This is a genomic window from Bradyrhizobium sp. S3.3.6, assembly GCF_040546905.1.
GTDB classification, from domain to species: Bacteria; Pseudomonadota; Alphaproteobacteria; order Rhizobiales; family Xanthobacteraceae; genus Bradyrhizobium; species Bradyrhizobium cytisi.
Genome location: NZ_JBEPOT010000002.1, coordinates 413430 through 438089, shown reverse-complemented (window position 1 = coordinate 438089; position 24660 = coordinate 413430). Strand labels below are relative to the sequence as shown.

Genomic DNA, 24660 nt, shown 5'->3' with positions numbered 1-24660 from the left:
GAACCAGTCGTTCGCGCGCGGCTGCGTATAACAAAGCCGGTTGCGCTTGCAAAGGACGAATTCGTCATCCTTCGCAAAGCATTGAGGAAGGGCCTGCCGCGTCCCTCTTCGGGCCTGGGTCAAGTCAAGATTACTCAGCGGTGAAGGACGTGGTCTTGGTGCCGGGATCGTAGCGCAGCCGGAGCGCGGTCATCTTGCAGAGATTGACGTTCTTCCAGAGCACCGACTCGTCATAGTTCTGCCAGTCGACGCGGATGTTCCAGACGCAGCCCTCGTCGTCCTCGTCGAACTCGACATAGGTCGAGGCCTGGTTCTGCAAAACCTTGTCCAGCTCGTTGTCCCATTCGTCCAGGCCATCGTCCGGCGCGTTGAAGCCGAGGAATTTGATGGCATAACCGGTCTCGTTGACGACGGTGACGTTGCGGGCATCGGCGGCGAACGACGACGAAGCACCTGCGATCGCAAGTCCGATCGCGATCAGTCCAGACAGAAAAAACTTCATGTGAAATTCTCCGGCTCGTTGCGCGACGCGAGACGCGCAACGGGCCAGTTCATAGCGTTTCGAATTCTCCGCAGCAATGAACCGGCATTCATAGATCGGCGGTGTTTGTCTTCTCCGGCGCAGGTACGGCCGGCGACGTTACCGCGGCACCATTGGCCTTGCCGGTAACAGCGCCGACCAGCGCCTTCACTGGATCATCGCCCGGCGCAAAACCGCTCTGGCGCAGGATCTCGTCGATCATCGGACGCAGCGCGTGGACCTTGAGGAGCTCGCCGGCAAGCCCCTCACCGAAGCCGACGCCGCCGCCCGCGGCCCCGTTTCCATTGCCGCCGAAGGCGCCGCCGGTGTGCAGGATGCGAACGTCCTTGAGGTTGCCGATCGGCCTGACCATCTCGGCCAGTGCCAACGGCATCGTCTCAATCCGCTTCTTGGCGAGCTCGAAATCGATGACGTTGGTGCCAAGCTTGTTCTGCGCTTCGTTCTTGAGCGTAATGACGGCAGCCTCCGCCTCACCGATATTCCTGACGCCGACCGCCTTGATCTTGTTCGACTCGGCTTCAGCCGTGGCCAGCGTCTTGACAGCCTCGGCGCGGTCCAGCGACGCCTTCTTCTCGGCTTCGGCCGCCACGATCAGCTCGGTCGATTTGCGCTCGGCCTCGGTGCGGGCGGCGAGCACCTGGGTCAGGCGGGAACGGTCGGCGACCTCGACGGCGCGCGCGGTCACGACCTTTTCCTCTGCCGAGACGGCGAGCGCTTCAGCGGCCTTGGCCTCGGCGACGGCTTCCGAGGTCTGCTTGCTCTTGGATGCGATCTGGATCTCGTTCTCCTGCGTTGCGATCTGGATCTCGCGCTGCGCGTCGGTCTTGCGCTTGTTAATCGCCAGATCGGACTCGATGACCGCGGTTTCCTTGACCTGCTTGGCGCCAGCCTCCTTCTCCGCGACCGCACGGTCGGTGTCGATGCGTGCGTTCTCCTCGGTCAGGCGCGCGGTCTGCGTCGCGGTTGCGACTTCAGCCCTCGTGCTCGCGGTCTTGTTGGCGATGTCGCGCTCCTGCGACAGCTCGGCCTCCTTCTTGGTCCGCTCGATCGTCAGCGTCTGCTGCCGCGCCTCGAGGTCCTTTTGCGCGATTGCTACTTCGTTGTCGCGCACGATCGAGTTACGGTCGCGCCTGCGCGTCTCGGTGACGGTTTTCAGCTGGGTCAGGCCTTCGGCGTCGAAAAAGTTTTCCGGATTGAAGAACTTCACATCGGTCTGGTCGAGCTTGGTCAGCGAAACCGACTCCAGCTCGAGACCGTTGGATTTCACGTCGGACTCCACGGTCGCCTGCACGTGCTTGACGAAATCGCTGCGCTTTTCCTGCAGCTCCAGGATGGTCATGGTGGCCGCCACCGAACGCAGGCCGTCGACAAATTTTGCCTCGACCTGGTTACGCAGGGCTTCGGCGTCATTCGTCAGCGCGCCCAGCGTCTGGCTCGCGAGCGCAATACTCTCATCGTCGGGCCGGACGCGGACGTAGAATTCGGCGACGATGTCGACGCGGAGGCGGTCCTTGGTGATCAGGGATTCCCGCTCCTTGCGCTCGACGGTCAGCCGCAGCGTCTTCAGATTGACGCTGGCGTAGGAGTGGAAGATCGGCAGGATCATGGCGCCGCCATCGAGCACGACCTTCTTGCCGCCGAGGCCGGTGCGCACGAAGGCCTCGTCGCGGGTGGCGCGCTTGTAGAGGATGGTGAAGACGATCCCGAGGACGACGATCAGCGCGACGCCGATCGTGGCCGGGACTGCGATGTCGAACATGACTTTCTCCAATAATGACTTGCTGGCTGCTTAGATTGATTAGAGTGGACTTGTTAGAGTGGGCCTGGACGGATTGAGTTCATCGTCGGCCTTGACCGCCACGAAGCGGGTGCCGGCGCGATCGACCAGAAGGACCAGGGTTCCCTGCGGCAATGGGCCCGATGCGGGCGCTGCAACCGCCCAGACGAAATGCCTGTTGCCGTGGATGTCGGCGACGCTGACGCGGCCGGGCGGCCCCTGATCGAGCGGGCCGATGACGACCTCGCCGACGCGGCCGACGAGATCGCCGAGGCCAACCACATAGCTTTCATCCCTGGGAATGATCCGCGCGATGGCCCCACTTGCGGCGCGGACCAGCGGCACCGACACCGCCACCGCCCCGACCGACGCGAGTGTCGCCGGCAAGGGACCGGCGATCATCCGCGCAATGTCCTGGATCAGGAAGCCGGTGATGGAAAAGGCGCCGAGCGCCAGCAGCAGGAAGATCAAGAGCGGCACGCCGCCGACATTGATCCAGGAGATGGCGTTGATCACCCCATTGTCGCTGGGATGACCGAAATCGATGTTGGTGCCGAGCATCTCGCTCAGCGACGCCCCGACCAGCATCGAGACGACCTCAATAGAGCCAACGATGAGGATCATGGCCGCCGCGATCGCGAACGGCCTGACCTCCGGCGAAATCACGTGCTCGAGCAGAGCGCTCATGACACATTACTCAAGAGCGCGATTTCAACCGCGCCAGCCTCGCTGCAATCTCCTTGTCGCGATGCAACGTGCTGAGCTCGTCGATGTCGCTCGAATACGGAATGCCTTGCGGCACGCCGGTGGCGCGCGCCACAGCCTTGCCCGCACGCAGTGCTTTCGCCGCGGCCGAGGCGCCGCCCTGTTTTCGGGGTGACGTCGAGGCCTGGTGGCTTGCGAGAGCCTCGCTCTTCTGGAGATCGGCGCGGCGCTGCTCGGCATCCTGGAGCGCCGACAGCACGGCACGCAGCGAGGTGACACTATTCTCGATCTTCTCATTGTTCTCGTCGATGGCGCGGGAGAGCACCTCGAACTGCGCCTCCAGATCCATCTGCCGCGCGATGCCGGCGCGGGCGAGATCGTCGCGGCTATCCGCGATCGCGCCCTCGATCTTCGCGGCGAGATCTGTCATCTCGCGCTCGATCTCGGTGCGCCGAGCATTGAGCCGGTATTCCTCGGCACGCGCGGCCGCGAGCGCGTCGCGCGCTTCGCTCTCCGCGCGCTCGATCTCGCGGATGGCCTGTCCGACCACCCCAAGCTTGTTCTTGCCTTCCGCCTGCTCGATCGCGTCATAGGCGATGCCGGCGATCAGACGTCCGACCCGGGACAGGAAATTTTCGGGAGCGGCAGCGATGGTATCCATAGCGTTCTCCTCCTCTGGCAGACTGTTCGGCGTGACGCCGTAGTGAACCTCGAAACCGTCGTCGGTGCGGATCAGGTGCGCGGGCACGCTCTGCCCCCAGCCCTCCGCGTAGCCGACGTAGTCGAAGGGCACGCTGAAGCGGCCCTGCACGGTTGAAATCGAAATGGTCGCCGGGCCCTTGATCTTGGCGAGCTTGTCGTCGAGCGGCAGGCGGCGGCCTTGCGCTGCGCGATAGTCGGCGCGGTCGCGCAGGCCCAGCGTCACCAGCCGCGACGGCAGCGCGGTCTGCTTGCGGATCGGCTCATAGGCATGGGCATGCAGCAGGACGACGTTGGAGCCCACATTATGGGTCCGCGCGACCTCGTCGAGGATCTCCATCATGCGGTCATAAGCCCTAAACGTCGCCTCCATCGCGGCCCTGGCGGCCGGGTCAGGGGCTAGCCTGTAACGCAGCGCCGAGGGCGCATGTCGGGGCGACGGGCTCACGGAAAGCACTAAAGCACCATTTTAGTGCTTTACAAGAGGGAAGTCGATCACCTTCCACTGATCCTGATGCACTCTGAGGGTTAGTCGCTGTCGCCCCGGGCCGCGTTCAAGGCGGGCCATCACCTCTAGATCACCGCCAATCAAAGACTTCTTGCACGCACGGGTTGCAATTTAAGCAAAGGCGCGAGCCGCGTCCGCGGCATGAGACCGAGGTTGAGACGCACGTCCTCTCAGCTCCGTCATTGCGAGGAGCCCGCGACAAAATTGCGAAGCAATTTTGCGCTGGTGCGACGAGGCAATCCAGAGTCTTTCTGCGGTGGGATTCTGGATTGCTTCGCTGCGCTCGCAAAAACGGAGCTGGACGCAACACCTCGCGCCACCAACTCGCACTGCAACCCGAATTTCGGTAAAGTGGAATATTTCTGGGGAGGCGGGTTGACCGAGCCCCTGGCGTGTTTTGCCCGTCGGGCAGCACAAAGGCTTGTAGGTGGGTTAGCCGAAGGCGTAACCCACTCTGCGTAGCTTTCGAGTTATTTAGTGAAGCGCCTTGACAGAGATATGACGCTCGAAAGACGCATCTGCTTTGAGGGTCCGCGGTACCGTCACGGCCTTCCACAGCCTGTCCGCAGCATATCCACAGGGCGATTATGCCGGATTCGCGAGCCCGCACGAGCCACTTGCTGCGCACAAATCCACAGGCCGCGCTCAGCCGCCGGCCTGGTCGAACATGGTGCGGCAAGCCTCGCTCAAGCTTGAGCGGTTACGGCGCAGGCAGGCCGTGATGGCGCGGACGTTGGGGATTTCGCCGGCGCAGAGCCGATAGACGTCGGGGGTGCAGGCCCGGCGCTGCTCCGGCGTGCCCTGCTGCGCCTGGGCGGCGCTGGCAAACAGCGTCAGGAACAGCCCGACCGTCGAGGCACGACGCGCCCGGCTTCTCACACCCGCAAACCGCAAGAACCTCGCCTTCATGACCGGTCTCCTGTCTGCCCTGCTCGCGCCGGCCCGCGTTGGCCGGCAAGTGCAAAGAGATAGGAGGAATAAATCGCGCCGGATGTGATCTCTTTCACACTGGCGGGGCGGCGGAGGAACCTAGTGTCTCCGCGGGGATTTTCAGGAATCGCTAACCAAACCGATCTCGATCGCCCGATCGTTAAAATGCGAACGATCGGGTCAATCGGGAAACAAGCCGGCTTTGCGACAGTGCGCCATCCGCGTTCGGGAGGGTGTGATGAGCGAAGCCGAATTCAACTTGCTGCTGGATACCGTCCGCGACGCCATGATCAACGAAGATTTCGCGCCCGCGCCGGAGCAGGAATTCGTGCCCCGCTCGTGGAGCTTTCACGCGACGCCCAAGGGAAATCCGATGGCCAGAAATCCAATGGCCAGAACTCCAATGGCCGCGAATGACAATGAGGGTGCCTGGCCCCTCGTCCCCTTTCCAGACGGCTGGTACGCCGCCTGCTGAGGCGTTGTCGCTAAGACCGACGTCGTGCGACGGCCGCGGGGTTGCCTAAACCGCTGATCCCCTATATTGCTCCGCCCTCGTTGAGGCCACGTGGCGGAGTGGTTACGCAACGGTCTGCAAAACCGTGTACACCAGTTCAATTCTGGTCGTGGCCTCCATCACAACTCCCTGATATCCGAGCATAAAACCGCCCCCAAGCGCCGGTCGTGCCGCGCCTGCGGGCATCGCCCTCACCGGGTTTGCCCGGGGTGGTTGGAAACCCCCGATTCAGGTCGCTTGGCATAAAGTTCGCATCACCTGGGTGATGCAGTCCCAACAAGCGAGCGCTGGAGAGCACGTGGGCGAGATCGTCCGACTTATCCCGAAGTCCGAGCTGGAGCGAGCTCGCCTCATTCGTGAGGCGCGCGCGATCTATGACAGCATCTTCCCGCCTTCCGCGCCCGACCAAGGGACGCAGGACGATGAGGAGAGCGTCGAGAACTAGCAGGCTGAAGTCAGGACCGTTTGCCGCGGCGGAAATCGCGTCGCCGGCCTTTCGGCGCCGGCTTTGGCGCCAGTTCCGGCATCTCGGCCTGAACCTCGCGGTAGCGCGTCAACAGCCGTTCAAAGCTCGCGTTCAGCGTCTCGGCGATGTCGGGGCGCCGCTCGAGACCGGCCAGCAGCGTTGCGGCTGCCTCGATGGTCGACAGTCCGTCCTTGCGCGGCTCCCGGCGCAGCCGCCCGTAGCGCGAGGGCTGCGCGGGATTGAGGATCACGCGCTGGCATTTCAGCATCCAGGGATTGCGCCACCACAGCGCCTTGGCCTGGCTCCAGGTGCCGTCGAGCAGCACCACACCCTCGAGCTTGCCGAGGATGGCGCGCTGGCTCTCCGCGACCTCGCCCTTGCGGTTGAGTGCAACGATCTCACCCTCCACTTCGAGGTCGGCCGCGCGGGCCGAGCCGAGATAGAGCACGGCCCAGTGCGAGGCGTTTTCAACGGGGTGACCGAGCGCCTTGGACAGGCTCGGCCAGGACAGGCCGACCCGCAGCGTCGCCTTGGGGAAATGCTTCGCAGTCAGCCGCGCAGTGCCGAGCGCCCTGTCCTGCTCCTGCGGATGCTGGAGGATCAGGAGTCCGAGGCGGCTCTCGATCGGCGTGACACTGTCGCAGATGCAGAGCGGCATCGGCTTCTGGCAGTGCGGGCATTCGGGAACAGGCTCCGGCGCTGCGGCCGTGGTTTCAGCTGGGTTCGACATGCCGCCGCTATACGCTTGAAGCGGTGCTGCAACAACCTATTCCGCCGGCGCCGCGAGTGGCTGCGGCTCGGACCGTCGGCGCAGGCGGTCGATCAAGAGGTAAATCACGGGTGTCGTGTACAGCGTCAGAATCTGCGAGACGAACAGGCCGCCGATGATGGTGATGCCAAGCGGGCGGCGCAGCTCCGTGCCGGGACCGGTCGCGACCACCAGCGGAATGCCGGCGAACAGCGCCGCCATGGTCGTCATCAGGATCGGACGGAAGCGCGCCTGGCAGGCCTCGAAGATGGCTTCCGCCGATGACAGGCCGCGCTGGCGCTCGGCATCGAGCGCGAAGTCGACCATCATGATGCCGTTCTTCTTGACGATGCCGATCAAGAGGATGATGCCGACGAAGGCGATCACCGTCAGCGGCGTGTTGGTGATTTGGAGCGCGAGCAGCGCGCCGAGGCCGGCCGAGGGCAGCGTCGAGATGATCGTGAGCGGATGGGCGAGGCTCTCATAGAGCACGCCGAGCACGATATACATCGCGACCAGCGCGCCGAGGATCAAGAGTGGTTGACGCCCGCTGGTCTTGGCGAAATCGCCGGCATTGCCGTCAAAGCTGCCGCGAATGCCCTCGGGCATGTGCAGCTCGTCGACCGCACGCTGGATGTTTTGCGTAGCGGCCTGGAGCTCCACGTCCGGCAAGGTGTTGAACGACACCGTGGTCGAGGGCACCGACTGCGAATGATAGACCGCAAGCGCAGCGAGCCCGCGCGTCGCGTGCACCACGGCGGACAGCGGCACCTGCACGCCGCCAGCGCCGGCGACATAGATGCGATCGAGGTTGGACGGATCGACCTGGAATTTCGGATCGATCTCCAGCACGGTCATGTACTGGTTGCGCTGGGTGTAGATGATCGAGATCTGGCGCTGCGAGAAGGCGTTGTTCAGGGCATTGTCGATGTCCTGAACCTTGACGCCAAGCGCTGCTGCCTTCTGGCGGTCGATGTTCAATGTCAGCTGAAGCCCGCCGGGATCGCGGTCGCTGGAAATGTCGGTGATGCCCTCGACCGTCTCCATCCGCTTGGCCACGATCGGCGCCCACTTCTGGAGCAGGTCGAGGTCGGTGCTTGAGAGCGTGTATTGAAAGTTGGAATCGCTCTGCCGGCCGCCGGCGCGGACATCCTGGGCAGCAAACATGAAGAGACGGATGCCGGGCACGGCGAACAGTGCCTTCCGCAACCGGTCGATCACGACCTGCGTCGAGATGTGGTCGCGCTCCTCGGGCGGCTTCAGGCTGATGAACATGGTGCCGCGGTTGGAGGTCGCCGCGCCCGGCCCCCCGCCTCCGCTGCCCACGGTCGAGCCGATGCCGGCCACGGCCGGATCCTGCATCACGATGTCGGCGAGGCGCTGCTGCAGCGTCAGCATGGACTGAAACGAGATGTCGGCCGAGGCGCGCGTCGCGCCGATGACGAAGCCGGAATCATCCGTCGGGAAATAGCCCTTGGGCACCTTGACGTAGAGCATCACCGTCAGGCCGATGGTGGCGAAGAACACCAGCAGCGTCAGCAGCGGGAACTCCAGCACCGCGCGCAGGGTGCGGGTGTAGAACGAGACGATGCGCGACAGCGAGCCTTCGATCAGGCGGTCGAACAGCGTGGCGGACCCCGAAGTGGTCTGCCGGATGTAGTGGGCGCAGATCATCGGCGTGACCGTCAGCGACACCAGGGTCGAGACCACAATCGCGAAGGTCAGCGTTAGCGAGAATTCGCGCAGCAGGCGGCCGACGATGCCGTCCATGAAGATCAGCGGCGTGAACGCGGCGATCAGCGACAGGCTGATCGAGACCACGGTGAAGCCGATTTGCTTGGCACCCTCCAGCGCCGCCTGCATCGGCCGCATGCCGTGCTCGAGATTGCGGAACATGTTCTCGATCATGACGATGGCGTCGTCGACCACGAAGCCGACCGAGATCGCCAGCGCCATCAGCGACAGATTGTCGATCGAGAAGCCGGCGACCCACATCCCGGCGCAGGTGCCGGCCAGCGCCAGCGGCACCGAGATGCCGGCCGCGATCGTCGGCGTCACCCGGCGCAGGAACACGAACACCACGACCATGACCAGGATCGCGGTCGCCAGCAGCGTCCATTGCATGTCCATCACGCTGGCGCGGATCGTTGAGGTGCGGTCGACCAGGGTGGAGACGTCGACGCCGGCCGGGATCCATTGCTTCAGCGCGGGGATCAGCGCCTTGACCCGGTCGACCGTGTCGATGACGTTGGCGTCGCCCTGCTTGGTGATCTGGATCAACACCGCCGGCTGCTTGTTGAACCAGGCGATCGAGCGCGCGTTGCGGACGGAATCCTCGATGTCGGCGACGTCGGAGAGCCGGACGAAATTTCCGTTCGAGCTCTTGATGACGATGTCGCGGAATTCCTTGGCCGTGCGCATCTGCCTGTTCAGCGACAGCGTCTCGCTCTGGCGCTCGCCGTTGAAGATGCCGACGGGACCGAGGGGATTGGCGTTGATGATGGCGGTCCGGACGTTGTCGGTCGCGATCCCCGCATTCGACAGCGCGACCGGGTTGAGCTGGATCCGCACCGCCGGCTGGTCGGCGCCGCTCACGGTCACGTCGCCCACGCCCGGCACCTGCGAGATGCGCTGCGCCAGCACCGTGTCGGCGACGTCGTAGATGGCGCTGGCGGACAGCGTCTTGGAGGTCAGCGCGAGCACGAAGACGGGCGCGCCGGCCGTGTTCGCCTTGCGGAAGCGCGGCAGCGCCGGCAGATCGCTCGGCAGGTCGACCAGCGCGGCGTTGATGGCGGCCTGAACGTCGCGCGCGGCCTTGTCGATGTTGCGGCCGATGTCGAACTGGAGCTGGATGTTCGCCGTGCCGAGCGACGAGGTCGACGTGATCTGGTTGATGCCTGCGATTTCGCCGAGCCGCCGCTCCAGCGGCGCAGCCACGGTTGCAGCCATCACCGACGGATCGGCCCCGGGGCGGTTCGCCGAGACGAAGATGGCGGGGAAGTCGACATTCGGAACCGAGGCGACGGGCAGGAACTCGTAGGCGACGCCCCCCAGCAGGAACAGCCCGATCGACAGCAGCGTGGTCGCGACGGGGCGGCGGATGAAGGGCTCAGAGATCGATACCATCACTGCATCCCCTCGGTCGCGCCGGCCGTAGGCGGCGCGTCGGGCTCGGGCGGCGGCAGCGCCTGCTCGAGGCGGCGGTTGATGCGGTCGAGCGCGAGGTAGATCACGGGCGTGGTGTAGAGCGTCAGCAGCTGGCTCAGCAGCAGGCCGCCGATGATGGAGATGCCGAGCGGAAAGCGCAGCTCGGCGCCGGTGCCGCTCTCGATCGCCAGCGGCAGCGCGCCGAACAGCGCGGCCAGCGTCGTCATCATGATCGGGCGGAAGCGCAACAGACAGGCCTGCACGATCGCCTCATGCGCCGGCATGCCCTGCCCGCGCTCGGCCTCCAGCGCGAAGTCGATCATCATGATCGCGTTCTTCTTGACGATGCCCATCAGCAGGATGATGCCGATCAGGCCGATGACCGAGAGATCCTGTCCGCACAGGATCAGCGCCAGGATGGCGCCAACGCCGGCCGAGGGCAGTGTCGAGAGGATCGTGATCGGGTGGATGTAGCTCTCGTAGAGCACGCCCAGCACGATGTAGATCGTGATCACGGCGGCGAGCAGCAGCCAGGGCTGGCCGGCGAGCGCCTTGGCGAACTCGGCGGCATCGCCGGCATAGACGCCGACGATGCTGTTGGGCATCTCGATCCGGTTCTCGATCGCCTTGACCGCCTCGACGGCGTCGCCGAGCGCGGCGCCCGGCGCGAGGTTGAAGCTGAGCGAGATCGCCGGGAATTGGGCCTGGTGCGAGATTGCAAGCGGCGCCGTGGTGCGCTTCAGCGTGGCCACCGCGTCGAGCGGCACCTGGGCGTTGGGCGCGCCGACGACGGAGCTGCTGGCGCCGCCCGGCAGATAGAGCTTGGACAGGATCGAGGGGTCGCGCTGGTACATCGGCAGCGCCTCCAGCACCACGCGGTACTGGTTGGCCTGGCCGTAGATGGTCGAGATCTGCCGCTGGGCAAAGGCGTCGTTCAGCGTGTCGGTGATGGCTTGCAGGCTGACACCGAGCTGGCCGGCGCGGGTGCGGTCGACGTCGAGCTGCGCGCGCAGGCCGCCTTCCTGGGCTTCCGAGGAGACGTCGCGGAACAGGGGATCGCGCCGCATCTCGTCGACGAGCTTCTTCGCCCATTCCGACACCAGCGTCGCGTCGGTCCCGGTCAACGTGTACTGGTATTGCGAGCGGCTCGACTGGGTCGATATCTGCACGTCCTGCACCGGCTGGAAGTAGACGGTCATGCCGGGGATACCGGAGACCTTGTCCTTCAACCGGGCAATCACCGCGCTGACATCGTCGCGCCGCTCGCCGCGCGGCTTCAGCGTCATGACGAGGCGCCCGACATTGGTGGTCGGGTTGACCGAGCCCGCGCCGATCACCGAGACCACGCCGGTTACGTCAGGATCGGCCTTGATGGCGTCGGCGGCGTCGGCCTGCCGCTTTTGCATCTCTCCGAAAGACACATCGGGCCCGGCTTCCGTCACCGCCGTGATCGAGGCGGTGTCCTGCAGCGGCAGAAAACCCTTGGGCGCGACGACGTAGAGGACCAGGGTCGCGGCCAGCGTCGCAAAGGTCACGACCAGCGTGGTGCGCTGATGCCGCAACACCACGAGCAGCGTGCGGTGGTAGAACTCGACGGTACGGTCGATGAAGCGGCTGACGGCGGCCAGCCCCGGCACCGCGAACTCCTCATGGGCGTGCTTAAGCAGCCGCGAGCACATCATCGGCGTCAGCGTCAGCGACACCACGGCCGAGGTCACCACCGCGATCGTCAAGGTCAGTGCGAATTCGCGGAACATGCGGCCCACGAGGCCTGACATGAACAGCAGCGGAATGAACACTGCGATCAGCGACACCGTCAGCGAGATCACGGTGAAGCCGATCTCGCTGGCGCCCTTCAGCGAGGCCTGCATCGCGCTGTCGCCGTTCTCCATGTGGCGGACGATGTTCTCGATCATGACGATGGCATCGTCGACGACGAAGCCGGTGCCGATCGTGAGCGCCATCAGCGACAGATTGTCGAGGCTGAAGCCGGCAAAATACATGATGCCGAAGCTCGTGATCAGCGACAGCGGCAGCGCGACGCCCGCGATCAGCGTGGCGCGCAGCGAGCGCAGGAACAACAGCACCACCAGCGTCACCAGCACCACGCTGAGGACCAGCGTGAACTGCACGTCGTGGACCGAGGCGCGAATGGTGACGGTGCGGTCGGAGACAATGGTCAGGTTCACGCCGGCCGGAATCGCACGCTGGACTTTCGGGATCTCGGCGCGGATCTGGCTGACGACGTCGATGACGTTGGCGCCGGGCTGGCGCTGGATGTCGATGATGACGGCCGGCGTGCCCTGGTACCAGCCGCCGGTGCGGTCGTTCTCCAGCCCGTCGACGATCTGGGCGACGTCGGCGATCGTGACCGGCGAACCGTTGCGATAGGTGATGATGATGGGACGGTAGGCCTCCGCGGCGGCGATCTGGTCGTTGGCCGCGATGGTGTAGGCTTGCTGGGCGCCGTCGAGCGAGCCCTTCGGCCCGGAGACGTTGGCATTGGCGATGGCGGCGCGCAGATCTTCCATCGCGATGCCGTAGGCCGCCAACCGCGCCAGATCCGCCTGGATACGCACGGCCGGCTTCAGCCCGCCGAGCACGGACACACGTCCAACGCCGGAGATCTGGCTCAGCCGCTGCGCCAGCAGCGTATCCGCAATGTCGCTCATCGCGCGGAGCGAGATCGTGTCCGAGCGCAGCGCCAGCGTCATGACCGGCGCGTCCGCCGGGTTCACCTTGGCGTAGGTCGGCGGATACGGCAGCGTCTTCGGCAAGACGCCTGCGGCCGCGTTGATCGCGGCCTGCACGTCCTGGGTCGCGCCGTCGATGTCGCGGTTGAGGTCGAACTGCAGCGAGATCTGGCTGACGCCGAACGAGCTCGTCGAGTTCATCGCCGTCAGCGACGGAATCTGCCCGAGCTGCCGCTCCAGGGGCGCAGTGATCAGCGAGGCGATCACGTCGGGGCTCGCGCCGGGCAACTGCGTCGAGACCTGCACGGTCGGGAAATCGACCTGCGGCAGGGCCGAGACCGGCAGCGCGAAATAGCCGAGCGCCCCGCCGATCAGCAGGGCAATGCCGAGCAGCGAGGTCGCGATCGGCCGGCGGATGAAGGGTTCGGAGACACCCATGAGATGCGCCTGCCGCTCAGGCGGCTGTTGCCGGGATCATGGCTGCTTGGCTCCAGGTCCCGATGGTTGAGCCCCCGGCCCCGGCGCCGGGCCCGTCTGGCCCTTCTGGTCGCCCTCACTGCTGCTCCGCTTGGCGCGGTGCTCGCCGTCCTTGCCCTGTCCGTCCTTCTGGCCGTCCGGCGCGCGCGTGCGCTTGCGCGGGGCGAGATCGGCCGACGGCGTCTGCTCGTCGCGGCCAATGATGACCTTGGAGCCGTCAGACAGATTGGCGAAGCCCGTGGTGACGACCTTGTCGTTCGCGGTGAGGCCGCTGGCAATGACCGCATCATGCTCGTTCTGCTGCGTCACCGTCACGGGCTTGGCCGAGACGATGTCGCCCTCGCCAATGACATAGCTGAACGTGCCGATCGGTCCGCGCTGTACCGCCGATGTCGGCACCACCAGCGCCTGCGACAGGGTTTCGACCTTGAGGCGGACGTTGACGAACTGGCCGGGCCAAAGCTGGTAGTTGGCGTTGGGGAATTCGGCCTTGAGCTTCAGCGTGCCGGTGGTCTGGTCGACCTGGTTGTCGATGCCGGTGAGCTTGCCGGTGTCGATCACGGTGACGCCGTCATTGCCGAACACGTCGACCGCGAGCGCGCCTTTGGCGGCGGCCGCATTGACGCGCATGATCTGCTGCTGCGGCAGGCTGAACCACACCGCGATCGGCTGCAATTGCGTGATGACGACGAGGCCGGTGGTGTCGGCGGCGTGGATGATGTTGCCCTGGTCGACCTGGCGCAGGCCGGCACGGCCTGACAGCGGCGCCACGATCTTGGTGTAGCTCAGCGTCGCCGCCGCATTGTCGATCGACGCCTGGTCGGCCTTGACCAGCGCCTCGGTCTGCGCGACCGCGGCGCGCTGGGTGTCGGCCTGCTGCTTCGAGCCGGCATTGGACGCCGCGAGCTGCTCGTAGCGCGTCAGATCGATGCGCTGATTGGCGAGCTGGGCTTCGTCCTGGGCTTTCTTGGCGACGGCCTGGTCATAGGTCGCCTGGTAGAGCGCCGGGTCGATCTCGCCGAGCACGTCGCCCTTCTTGACGTCCTGGCCTTCCGTGAACTTCACCGCGATCAGCTTGCCGTCGACCTGCGAGCGCACGGTGACCGTGTTGAGCGCGCGGATCGCGCCGACGCCGTCGAGATAGACCGGCACGTCCTGGACCTTGGGCGTCGCCGCCAGCACCGGCACCGGCAGATCGGGCCGCTGCTGGTTGCGACCGTTCCCCGCCTGCTGCGGCTGCTGGTGCATCACGGTCCAGCCGAGATAGCCGAGGCCGCCGAGGATCGCGAGCGTGATCAGGGTCATGACGAAGCCGCGGCCGCGCGACTTTTTCGCCGTCCCCGCTTTCGCGTTGTCCTTCGTATCCGGCTTAAAGAGCATTGACCGGTTTCTCCATTCGCGGCTCCCAGCCGCCGCCGAGCGCCTGATACAGGCTGACAATGGCAAGAAGGCGTGCGAGCTGCGCCTGCGCCAGCGTGTCTTCGGCCTGGAATAGCGTCAGCTGGGTGTTGAGCACGGTCACGATATCGGCGGTGCCGGCACGCAATTGCTGCTCGGCGAGGTCGAAGGCACGCTGCGAGGCGTTGACGACATCGCGCTGCAATTGCAGCTTGATCGTGGTCTGCTTGATCGAGAACAGCGCGTTGTCGACGTCGGTGAAGGCCTGGACGATGGTCTTGCGGTAGGTCTGGAGCAACTCCTCCTGCCGCGCCTTGGCGTACTCGAAATTGCCGAGGATCTTGCCGCCGTCGAAGATCGGCTGGGTTGCGCTGCCGACCAGCTGGAAGAACGCCGCGTGCGGCTGGAATAGCGACACCAGTGCCGAGCTCTGATAACCGCCGTTGCCGGTGAGCTGGATAGTCGGGAAGAACTGCGCGCGGGCGTTGCCGATATTGGCGGTCGCCGAGGCGAGCTGCGCTTCCTGCCGGCGGATGTCGGGCCGCTGCGTCAGCAGCTCCGACGGCAGCCCCGGGGTGACGCGCGGGATCGCGATCCGGTCCAGCGAGCCGCCCGCGACGCGCACGCTCTCCGGTGGCCGCGACACCAGCACCGCCAACGCATTGGTGTTCTGGTCGAGGGTCTGGCGCAGCGGCGGCACCAGCGCCTTCTGGTTGGCCAGCACGCTTTCCTGCTGGGCGACGTCGAGATCGGTGCCGGTGCCGGCCTTGCGGCGCTCGCGGATGGCATCGAGGATGCGCTGCGCGCTCGCAATATTGCGCTGGGCGGTGCGCAGGCGGTCCTGCGAGGACAGCACCTGGAAATAGGCATTGGCGACGGCTGCGAGCGTCGTCAGCGCGACGGTGTCGCGGTCGAACCGGCTGGCATTGGCGGTCTCCTCCGCCGTCTGCAGCGCGTCGCGGTTCTGGCCCCAGAAATCGAGCTGGTAGCTGGCGCTCAGCGACGCGGAGTAGTTGACAACCTCACGGCCGCCATTGGTCAGGCCCGATGCGCTCGAGCCGGATGTGCGCGAATAGGTCTCCGAACCGCCTCCCGACAGGCTCGGCAACAGCGCTGCGCCCGCCTGGCGCGCCTGGGCGTCAGCTTCGACAATCCGCGAGACCGCGGCGGCGATGTCGAGGTTGACGGTCTGCGCCTCCTCCATCAACTGCGTCAGTTCAGTCGAGCGGAAGCCGCGCCACCAATCCAGCGTCGGCGGCGCGTCCGCCTTCCCGGCGTACTTGTATTGCGTGGGGACATCGAGCGCGGGATCTGGAAGGTCCTGGGTCAGCACACAGGCGCCCGAGCTCGACGCCAGGCAGACCACGGCGAACGTACGCAGCGTTCGGGACGCAAGCTCGAGGAAGTGCCCCTTGGCGACGGCCGGAACCCGCTGTGTCACATCCACCCCCTGCCGGGCAGATCACACCGCCACCGCGCGGCCGGATTAGCCGATTCGCGGACGGACGGCCGGAGGCCTTTCTGTAACTCGTTCACGGCGTGATGCTTTCTGCGGGACCTGAGATTCATCCTAGCCGGGCGCGGAACTGCGGGACAGTCCCGCACCTGCGAAAAGCACACCTGATCGCCCCCGGCGTCTGGACGACGAAAATACAAAAAACCACTGTCTCGCAGCGGCTTTTTGATTTGTCGCGTCATTCCGAAGCGCGTTCAAGCTTACCAAGATTTCATGTGATATTGCGGCCACACTGGCCGCGAGACCAGCAAAGGCGGCCTTTGCTCCACTGAAACCTGCGCCGCAACGGACCGTAGCTTGTTTCACACAAGGCAGGACACTTTCAGACATGCGCATCGCGGTCGTCCGCGGCGAAACCATCTTGGCGGCTGGCAAATCGCACAGCTATATTACCAGTCGCTGACCGCATGCAGGGCGCGCTCGGGTCTGGCGACATGGTGAGTTGGGCGCGGCCGGCTTGCTGTCGGACAATATCCGTTCAATTGATGGATTTTCCGATGTCGAATGCCATCTCGGTGACGCCCGAGACTGTGGAGACAACGCTCGCCGATCTGCCACGCATCGTCCGACTTGCGGTTGCCTTCGGCTCCCGGCTCAGGCGCGGAACGCTTGACGTCACCCTGCCCGACGGGCGCTTGATCCGGATGGGCGGACAGGAGCCGGGACCGAAGGCCGCGATGCGCCTGCACAATTACAGCTTTGCCGCGCGCCTGATCAATGGCGGCGATATCGGCATCGCGGAAGCCTATCTCGGCGGTGATTGGGATACGCCGGACCTGACGCAATTTCTCTACCTGTTCTGCGTCAACCACGATCTGATCCAGGCCATGCTGCGCGACAAGCCGCTGATGCGGTTCGTGCAGACGGTGCAGCACTGGTTCAACCGCAACACCCGTCGCCAGGCCCGGCGCAACATCCACGCCCATTACGACATCGGCAATGCGTTCTATTCGGCGTGGCTCGATCCGAGCATGACCTATTCGTCGGCGCTGTTCGAGGGCTCGAGCACAAACCTCGCGGCCGCGCAGACCAACAAATATCGCCGTCTCGCCGAGGCGCTCGACCTGAAGCCGGGCCAGAAGCTGCTCGAGATCGGCTGCGGCTGGGGCGGCTTCGCCGAATTCGCCGCCAAGACTTTTGGTGCACGCGTCGTTGGCCTCACCATCTCGACCGAGCAGCGCGACTTCGCGCGCAAGCGCATCCACGAGGCGGGCCTCGCCGAGAAGGTCGATATCCGACTGCAGGATTATCGCGACGAGCGGGATCGCTACGACCGGATCGCATCGATCGAGATGATCGAGGCTGTCGGCGAGCGGTTCTGGCCGCGCTATTTCGCCCAGCTGCGCGACCGGCTGCTGCCGGGCGGGCTTGCCGGCATCCAGGCCATCACGATCCAGGACCGGCTCTTCCAGGGCTACCGGCGCGAGGTCGACTTCATCCAGCGCTACGTCTTTCCCGGCGGCATGCTGCCCTCGCCCGCGGTGCTGAAGTCGCTCGGCGACCGATTCAACGTCCCTGTCATCGGCGAGCGCATCTTCGGGCAAGATTATGCCAAGACGCTTGCCACCTGGCGAAATAATTTTCGCGCGGCCTGGCCGGGCTTGGTGCCGCTCGGCTTTGACGACCGGTTCCGGCGGCTGTGGGAGTACTACCTCGCCTATTGCGAGGCCGGATTCCTGTCCGGCAATATCGACGTCCGGCAGGTCATCTTCGCAAAGCAGCAATAAGAGTTTGCCGGCCCGCCTTGCAAGGCTCGCTTGTAAGGCCGGCAGCCCTACTTTAGGGTCTCGATGACTTCACGCATCCAGCCGGTAATTGCCTGACATGACCATCAAAAACGACGTTGTCGAAGCCATCGGCAACACCCCACTCATCAAGCTCGAGCGCGTCTCCGAGCTGACCGGCTGCACCATTCTCGGCAAGGCCGAGTTCATGAACCCCGGCCAGTCCGTCAAGGACCGCGCCGGCAAATGGATGATCCAGGAAGCGGAGAAGCGCGGCGAGCTGAAGCCGGGCGGCCTCGTGGTGGAAGCGACCGCCGGCAACACCGGCATCGGGCTCGCGGTGGTCGCGAGCGCGCGCGGCTATCGCACGCTGATCGTGATCCCGGAGACGCAGAGCCAGGAGAAGAAGGATTTTCTGAAGCTGTGCGGCGCCGAGCTCTTGGAATCGCCGGCACTGCCCTATTCCAATCCGAACAACTACCAGCATGTCGGCCGCCGCCTTGCCGACGAGCTGCGCAAGACCGAGCCGAACGGCGTGTTGTTCGCCGACCAGTGGAACAACCTCGACAACGCCAAAGCGCATTACGACTCGACCGGCCCCGAGATCTGGGAGCAGACCAGCGGCAAGGTTGACGGCTTCGTCTGCTCGGTCGGCAGCGGCGGCACGCTCGCCGGCGTCAGCCGCTACCTGAAAGAGAAGAACAAGGACATCCGGATCGCCTGCGCCGATCCGCACGGCGCCGGCATGTTTGAATACTTCAGGACCGGCGAAGCCAAGGCAACGCCAGGCGACTCCATCACGGAAGGCATCGGGCTCGGCCGGAAAACCGCGATCGTCGAGAGCGCCAAGGTCGATGACGCCTATCTCATTCCCGATGCCGAAGCGGTCACGGTGATCTACGAGCTGCTCCAGCACGAAGGCCTCTGCCTCGGCGGGTCCACCGGCATCAACATCGTCGGCGCGATGAGGCTCGCCAAGCAGCTCGGACCCGGCAAGACCATCGTCACCATTCTCTGCGATTCCGGCAGCCGCTATCAGTCAAAGCTGTTCAACGCCGACTTCATGCGCGCCAAGAACCTGCCGGTGCCGGAATGGCTGGAGAAGCGCAGCAACGTCAAGCTGCCGTTCGTCTAGCTCCAGGCTCTCAGCTCCAAGTTGGGCGCGCCGTGCCTTGCGACACGCGCGCAAGGCGCTGGTCCGATGTCGACGGCTTGCCGGCTGCGCGCGCGGGCGGCTCGAAGGGGTTGGTGTAAGAGCCCTCGTTGTCGGCGCCCGGCCAGAAGGTGAGCGCCAGCAGCAGAGCGAGATTGACCAGCCCGCCGAGCATCGTGCCCTGATGCTCCTGGCCGATCGCCCAGGCCGAAAACCGGCCTGCCGCCACATGATCCACGATCATGAGCGCGATCCAGGCCGGGATCACGCAGACCGGATCCCAGCCGATGTCGCGGATGCGCATCGATTGCAGCGTGAAGGTCACAACGCCGAAGAACACCACCGCCGCAATGATGGCCCAGTTTCGGGTGAGATCTTCGGGATGGACCATGCTCGGTGATGTCGTGCGCAACGCGGCCATTGCGATCGCAAAACAGATCGCGGTCATCACGATCGCCAGCACGACCGTGGCCAGAAAGAAATGCAGGCGCCCAAGGCGGGCATTGAGGCCGAACACGAAGCCGAGCATGTGACACACCCCTTTTGGCGCCTTATGCGCAGAAAGAGCTTTCGAACGCGTGAAGCGCCGGGGTGTCGAAAGGTGTTATGGTTTTTAGCTGGCGATGAAATTGCGTAAAAGTTTACGCTTCGGCGCGGTCGTGCGGCGGTGCGGTAGGGTGGGCAAAGCGCAGCGTGCCCACCATTCCGCTGGCGATCGCGGAGAGATGGTGGGCACGGCGCAAGAGCGCCTTTGCCCACCCTACGAGATCAAACCTTGCCGGCCGATCGGCGGCCCCTCCGGGATGTCGCGGGAATCAGCGCAGGATCTGGCTCAGGAACAGTTTTGTGCGGGCATGCTGCGGGGTGGCGAAGAATTCGTTCGGCGTGTTGGCCTCGATGATCTGGCCGGCGTCCATGAACACTACGCGGTTGGCGACCTCACGGGCAAAGCCCATTTCGTGGGTCACGACCAGCATGGTCATGCCCTCCTTCGCCAGGTCGACCATGGTGTCGAGGACCTCCTTGACCATTTCGGGATCGAGCGCCGAGGTCGGCTCGTCGAACAGCATCACCTTCGGGTTCATGGTCAGGGCGCGCGCGATCGCGACGCGCTGCTGCTGGCCACCTGACATCTGGCCGGGGAACTTGCTGGCCTGGTGCGGGATCTTGACCCGCTCCAGGAATTTCATCGCGGTTTCCTCGGCGTCCTTCTTTGGGATGTTGCGCACCCAGATCGGCGCCAGCGTGCAATTGTCCAGCACCGTCAGATGCGGAAACAGATTAAAGCTCTGGAACACCATGCCGACTTCGCGGCGCACCGCGTCGACATGCTTGAGGTTCGGCCCGAGCTCGATGCCGTCGACGACGATCTTGCCCTCCTGGAATTCCTCGAGCGCATTGATGCAGCGGATCAGCGTCGATTTGCCCGAGCCCGAGGGCCCGCAGATCACGATGCGCTCGCCCTTGTTGACCTCGAGGTCGATGTCGCGCAGCACATGAAACTCGCCGTACCATTTGTTGAGGCCGGAAATGTTGACGATGGGATCAGCGGACATGATGACCTCGATCAGTTGCGGCGGTGGATGTTGAGGCGGCGCTCGACGAAGAGCGAGTAGCGCGACATTCCAAAGCAGAAGATGAAGTAGATGATACCGGCGAAGGCAAAGCCGGTGAACGCGGTCGACGGCGTCGACCATTTCGGATCCGAGAACGAAGCCCGGAGCGAGCCCAGCAAGTCAAACAGCGCCACGATCGAGACCAGCGAGGTGTCCTTGAACAGCGAGATGAAGCTGTTGACGAGGTTCGGAATGACGTGGCGGAGCGCCTGCGGCAGCACGATCAGCGAGGTCGTCTTCCACCAGGACAGCCCCAGCGCCGCCGCCGCCTCGTTCTGCCCGCGCGGGATCGCGGCGAGGCCGCCACGGACGTTCTCGGCCTGGTAGGCGCCGGTGAACAGCGCGATGCCGATCAGCGCGCGCACCAGGCCGTCGACAGTGAAATTGCCCGGCAGGAACAACGGCAGCATGTAGGTGGCGAAGAACAGCACGGTAATCAGCGGCACGCCGCGCCAGAACTCGATGAAGGCGATCGAGAAGATCCGGATCAGGGGGATTGAGGCGCGCCGGCCGAGCGCCAGCGCAATGCCGATCGGCAGAGAGGTGACGATGCCTGTCACGGAGACCACCAGTGTCACCAGCAGCCCGCCCCAGAGATTAGTCGCGACGATCGGCAAGCCGCCGTGGTCGAGCCCCATCAGCATAATAACCATCGCGATGGCGACGAAGGTGGCGATGCTCGACGCGAGCGCGCGCCACCCCGTGCGAATGCCGCCGCCGAGGACAAAGGCGATCAGCGAGACGAACGCCGTCGTGATGGCAAAATCGACCCAGACCGACTGGCCCGTCCCCTGGAGCTGGTCGCGCAGCCAGGTCAGCGGGTAGATCAGCCAACGGATCGCAATGCCGACCAGCACGATGAGATTGCCGACAACCCACAGCAGCGGCGCGATGGCCGATGTCTTGCTCAGGCCGAGCAGCACGTGCCCGGCGCTAACGATGCTGTCGTCGAACAGTTCCAGCAGGCCGGCGGTCCAGCTCAAGCCGAAGCCGCTGATGCCGCCGCCATGCAGGAGGAAGAACGCGACGACCGGAAAGGCGAAGAAGAACAGGCTGGCGTTGAGGCCCTTGGCAGGCAGGCGTGGAATCAGCAGCGGCAGGAGCAGTGCAGCCGCCAGGATCAGCGCGAGATTGACGCGCCAGCGCTCGGCCTCGGGATAGAAACCATAGATCAACTGCGGCAGCTTGGCCTGAATGTAGGGCCAGCAGGCGCCGACGGTAAATCCGGCGTTCTCGGCGAGGCAGGCGCCGCGGTCGTTGCCGCTCCAGACCGCATCGACGATCAGGAACCTGATGGACGGAATGATGGTGAACCAGAGCAGCAAGGCGCTGACGATCGTGAGCAGGATATTGGTCGGCGAATTGAACAGGCGGGTGCGCAGCAGGCCGACAAAGCCGGTGGTCTTGACCGGCGCGGGACGCTCGGCGACGAGGTCCCGACGGACGAAGGATGACGCCATGATGTCGGTCATGCGCCGAGGCTCCGGTTCAGGCGCCAGCCGTAGATGCTCATCACGCCGCTGGTGACGAGCGAGATCAGGAGGTAGACGCCCATCGTCATCGTGATGATCTCGATTGCCTGCCCGGTCTGGCTCAGCGACGTGCCGGCCCATACCGACACGAGGTCGGGATAGCCGATCGCGACCGCGAGCGAGGAATTCTTGGTAAGGTTGAGATACTGGTTGGTCAGGGGCGGCACGATCACGCGCATCGCCTGCGGCACCACGATCAACCGCAGCGTGGTGCCGCGACTCAGGCCCAGCGAGGATCCCGCCTCCATCTGCCCCTTGTGGACTGACTGGATGCCGGCGCGCACGATCTCCGCAATAAAGGCCGCGGTATAGGTCGACAGCGCCAGCGCCAGCGCCACGAATTCCGGAATGACGCGCGCGCCGCCGGCGAAATTGAACCCCTTGAGCTGCGGCAGCTGGACGGTGATGGGCAGACCAAACACCAGCATGGTGACAAGCGGCAGCCCGATGACGAGGCCCAGCACATAAGGCCAGATGTGGATCATCTGTCCGCGCAAGAACAATGCCCGCCGCGCATGGATGCGCAAGCCCAGCGCGGCGACGACGCCGAATGCCAGCGCCGCCAGGAACGGCTCCAGACCGGCCTGGCCGATCGGCTGTGGAATGACGAGACCGCGATTGCTGATAAAGGCGATGCCGAGCAGCGAGATGCTCTGTCGCGGATTGGGCAGCGCCGCGAGCACCGCCAGGTACCAGAACAGGATCTGGAACAGGAGCGGCTGGTTGCGGATGAGCTCGACATAGATCTCGCCGATACGCGACACCAGCCAGTTCGGCGACAGCCGGCACAACGCGACGATGAAGCCGATCACTGTAGCGAACACGATGCCCACCGCAGAGACCACGAGCGTGTTCAACAGCCCGACCACGAACACCCGCAGGAACGTGTCAGAGCCGGTATAGGAAATCAGGGTCTGGTTGACGTCGAAGCCGGCGTTGTTCGCGAGGAAGCCGAAGCCGGCGGCAATGTGCTGGTTTTCGAGATTGGCGCGGGCATTCGAGATGATCTCGTAGGCGATCCAGCCCAGCACCGCCGCGAAGGCAAACTGGACGGCGACGCCGTTCCAGCCTGCCTTGCCACCCAGAAGCCGCCTGATCTTCAGCGCGATCTGGAGCGGCGGTTTACGAGCTTCGGTGCTCATTGCCATGTGCCGGCTGATCGGGCTGGATCAGCGGATCGGCGGCGCGTACTGAAGACCACCCTTGTTCCAGAGATTGTTGAGACCGCGGTTGATCGCGAGCGGCGAGCCCGCGCCGACGTTGCGATCGAACACCTCGCCGTAATTGCCGACGGCCTTCACGATCCGGATCACCCAATCCTTGGTCAGGCCGAGCTGTTCGCCGAAATTGCCGTCGGTGCCGAGCACGCGTTTCAGCTCCGGATTCTCCATCTTGGCTTTCTCGTCGACGTTCTTCGAGGTCACGCCGAGCTCCTCGGCGGTGATCATGGCGAACAGCGTCCATTTCACGATGTCGAACCACTGGTCGTCACCGTGGCGCACCATCGGTCCGAGCGGCTCCTTCGAGATGATCTCGGGGAGAACCATGTGGTCGTTGGGATTGGCGAGCTTCAGACGGTTGGAGTAGAGGCCGGACTGGTCGGTGGTGAAGACGTCGCAGCGCCCGGCCTCATAGGCCTTGACGGTCTCGTCGTTGGTGCCGAACGCGATCACCTCGTACTTCATGTTGTTGGCCTTGAAATAATCGGCGAGGTTCTGCTCGGTGGTGGTGCCGGTCTGCACGCAGACCGAGGCGCTGTTCAGCTCCAGCGCCGAATTCACCTTGAGCGACTTCTTCACCATGAAGCCCTGCCCGTCATAGTAGGTCACGCCGGTGAAGTTGGCGCCGAGCGAGGTATCGCGGGAGATGGTCCAGGTGGTGTTGCGCGAGAGCACGTCGATCTGGCCGGACTGCAGCGCGGTAAAGCGGTCCTTGGCGGAGGTCGGCACGAATGTGATTTTAGTCGGATCGTTGAAGATCGCGGCCGCGATGGCGCGGCAGACGTCGACGTCGAGCCCGGTCCAGTTGCCCTTGTCATCGGGCGAGGAGAAGCCCGGCAGGCCCTGGCTGACGCCGCAGGACAGCGTGCCCCGGTCCTTGATGGTCTTGAGCGTTTGTGCGTCGGCGGCCTGGGCAGAGAGGCCGACGGCGAGAGCAAGAGAGAAAGCCAGGGTCACGCGTTTCATGGGCTTCAAGCCTTTCAAAGTCATCTCAAGGTCGGGAACGGTGTCTCTGCCAAGACTTTCCCTACAAAAAGGGTAGCCTTGCAAGAGTCATGCTGGAAAACCTTGCCGAACACTCGCCCATCCCGGGAGGCCATACCTTAATCCTCGTCGCAGGCGCCCGCACTTGAGGCCGTGGCGCAAGGTCCGGTCAGACGATGGATCGAAGGTCGCGGCAGGCCCCTCAACATGCGGCGACTGAATAGCACCCGCGCATCACAGAACGACTGGCGAGCCGGGTCAAGGGGTTGACGGGACTCTTCTGTGTTCTGTTATTAACGTCGGTGGCCCCCA

Annotated in this window: 19 protein-coding genes and 1 tRNA gene; 5 read left to right on the top strand and 15 right to left on the bottom strand. The window is 64.7% G+C overall.

Annotated features, from left to right (window positions below; translation table 11 throughout):
• Positions 1 to 130 precede the first annotated feature (130 nt).
• From ABID59_RS06700 to ABID59_RS06680, 5 genes are all read right to left on the bottom strand, one after another.
• Positions 131 to 502, bottom strand: a complete 372-nt coding sequence (locus ABID59_RS06700) for a hypothetical protein (RefSeq protein ID WP_354036829.1) — start codon at positions 500 to 502, stop codon at positions 131 to 133.
• 88 nt (positions 503 to 590) lie between these two features.
• Complete coding sequence (locus ABID59_RS06695; protein WP_354082842.1) at positions 591 to 2300, bottom strand: flotillin family protein; 1710 nt, start codon at positions 2298 to 2300, stop codon at positions 591 to 593.
• A 39-nt stretch (positions 2301 to 2339) separates the two neighbouring features.
• Positions 2340 to 3005: an OB-fold-containig protein gene (locus tag ABID59_RS06690; RefSeq protein WP_354036831.1), complete on the bottom strand. Its 666-nt coding sequence runs from the start codon at positions 3003 to 3005 to the stop codon at positions 2340 to 2342.
• A 10-nt stretch (positions 3006 to 3015) separates the two neighbouring features.
• On the bottom strand, positions 3016 to 4179 hold the full coding sequence (locus ABID59_RS06685) for a PspA/IM30 family protein (RefSeq protein WP_354082841.1): 1164 nt from the start codon (positions 4177 to 4179) through the stop codon (positions 3016 to 3018).
• Positions 4180 to 4875: 696 nt separating this feature from the next.
• Positions 4876 to 5139, bottom strand: coding sequence for a hypothetical protein (locus tag ABID59_RS06680; protein WP_148752321.1), 264 nt, complete (start codon positions 5137 to 5139; stop codon positions 4876 to 4878).
• Between the two features lie 259 nt (positions 5140 to 5398).
• Here ABID59_RS06680 and ABID59_RS06675 point away from each other — a divergent pair, with 259 nt between their 5' ends.
• From ABID59_RS06675 to ABID59_RS06665, 3 genes are all read left to right on the top strand, one after another.
• Positions 5399 to 5635 (top strand): hypothetical protein, encoded by a 237-nt coding sequence (locus tag ABID59_RS06675; protein ID WP_148752323.1) that lies wholly within the window; start codon positions 5399 to 5401, stop codon positions 5633 to 5635.
• Between the two features lie 84 nt (positions 5636 to 5719).
• Positions 5720 to 5793 (top strand) — tRNA-Cys (locus ABID59_RS06670).
• A gap of 179 nt (positions 5794 to 5972) precedes the next feature.
• Positions 5973 to 6119 carry a hypothetical protein gene (locus tag ABID59_RS06665; protein WP_354036832.1) on the top strand — a complete coding sequence of 49 codons (147 nt, stop codon included), beginning with the start codon at positions 5973 to 5975 and terminating at the stop codon, positions 6117 to 6119.
• Between the two features lie 10 nt (positions 6120 to 6129).
• Here the strand turns inward: ABID59_RS06665 and ABID59_RS06660 are convergent, their stop codons facing one another.
• Genes ABID59_RS06660 through ABID59_RS06640 form a run of 5 tightly spaced genes read right to left on the bottom strand, consistent with a single transcriptional unit; the run spans position 6130 to position 16050 of the window.
• Positions 6130 to 6870, bottom strand: coding sequence for a tRNA-uridine aminocarboxypropyltransferase (locus ABID59_RS06660; protein ID WP_354082840.1), 741 nt, complete (start codon positions 6868 to 6870; stop codon positions 6130 to 6132).
• A 36-nt stretch (positions 6871 to 6906) separates the two neighbouring features.
• On the bottom strand, positions 6907 to 10014 hold the full coding sequence (locus ABID59_RS06655; protein ID WP_354082839.1) for an efflux RND transporter permease subunit: 3108 nt from the start codon (positions 10012 to 10014) through the stop codon (positions 6907 to 6909).
• Complete coding sequence (locus ABID59_RS06650; RefSeq protein WP_354082838.1) at positions 10014 to 13166, bottom strand: efflux RND transporter permease subunit; 3153 nt, start codon at positions 13164 to 13166, stop codon at positions 10014 to 10016. The genes ABID59_RS06655 and ABID59_RS06650 overlap by 1 nt, the downstream gene beginning before the upstream one ends.
• A 36-nt stretch (positions 13167 to 13202) precedes the next feature.
• Positions 13203 to 14585, bottom strand: a complete 1383-nt coding sequence (locus ABID59_RS06645) for an efflux RND transporter periplasmic adaptor subunit (RefSeq protein ID WP_354082837.1) — start codon at positions 14583 to 14585, stop codon at positions 13203 to 13205.
• A complete protein-coding gene (locus ABID59_RS06640) occupies positions 14575 to 16050 on the bottom strand; it encodes an efflux transporter outer membrane subunit (RefSeq protein ID WP_502916778.1) in 1476 nt (491 codons plus the stop codon). The genes ABID59_RS06645 and ABID59_RS06640 overlap by 11 nt, the downstream gene beginning before the upstream one ends.
• Before the next feature lie 566 nt (positions 16051 to 16616).
• On the opposite strand from ABID59_RS06640, the gene ABID59_RS06635 reads away from it, so the two are divergent.
• A complete protein-coding gene (locus ABID59_RS06635) occupies positions 16617 to 17846 on the top strand; it encodes a class I SAM-dependent methyltransferase (protein WP_354082836.1) in 1230 nt (409 codons plus the stop codon).
• 97 nt (positions 17847 to 17943) lie between these two features.
• Complete coding sequence (locus ABID59_RS06630; RefSeq protein ID WP_354082835.1) at positions 17944 to 18978, top strand: cysteine synthase A; 1035 nt, start codon at positions 17944 to 17946, stop codon at positions 18976 to 18978.
• Between the two features lie 10 nt (positions 18979 to 18988).
• Here ABID59_RS06630 and ABID59_RS06625 read toward each other — a convergent pair whose 3' ends face one another.
• From ABID59_RS06625 to ABID59_RS06605, 5 genes are all read right to left on the bottom strand, one after another.
• Positions 18989 to 19525 (bottom strand): DUF805 domain-containing protein, encoded by a 537-nt coding sequence (locus ABID59_RS06625; protein WP_354082834.1) that lies wholly within the window; start codon positions 19523 to 19525, stop codon positions 18989 to 18991.
• Between the two features lie 286 nt (positions 19526 to 19811).
• Positions 19812 to 20552, bottom strand: coding sequence for an amino acid ABC transporter ATP-binding protein (locus tag ABID59_RS06620; RefSeq protein ID WP_354036838.1), 741 nt, complete (start codon positions 20550 to 20552; stop codon positions 19812 to 19814).
• Between the two features lie 11 nt (positions 20553 to 20563).
• The gene (locus ABID59_RS06615) at positions 20564 to 22084 is read right to left on the bottom strand and encodes an amino acid ABC transporter permease (RefSeq protein WP_354082833.1); all 1521 of its coding nucleotides are present in this window, start codon (positions 22082 to 22084) and stop codon (positions 20564 to 20566) included.
• Complete coding sequence (locus tag ABID59_RS06610; RefSeq protein ID WP_354036840.1) at positions 22081 to 23286, bottom strand: amino acid ABC transporter permease; 1206 nt, start codon at positions 23284 to 23286, stop codon at positions 22081 to 22083. The genes ABID59_RS06615 and ABID59_RS06610 overlap by 4 nt, the downstream gene beginning before the upstream one ends.
• Positions 23287 to 23313: 27 nt before the next feature.
• A complete protein-coding gene (locus ABID59_RS06605; protein ID WP_148753932.1) occupies positions 23314 to 24330 on the bottom strand; it encodes an amino acid ABC transporter substrate-binding protein in 1017 nt (338 codons plus the stop codon).
• Positions 24331 to 24660 lie beyond the last annotated feature (330 nt).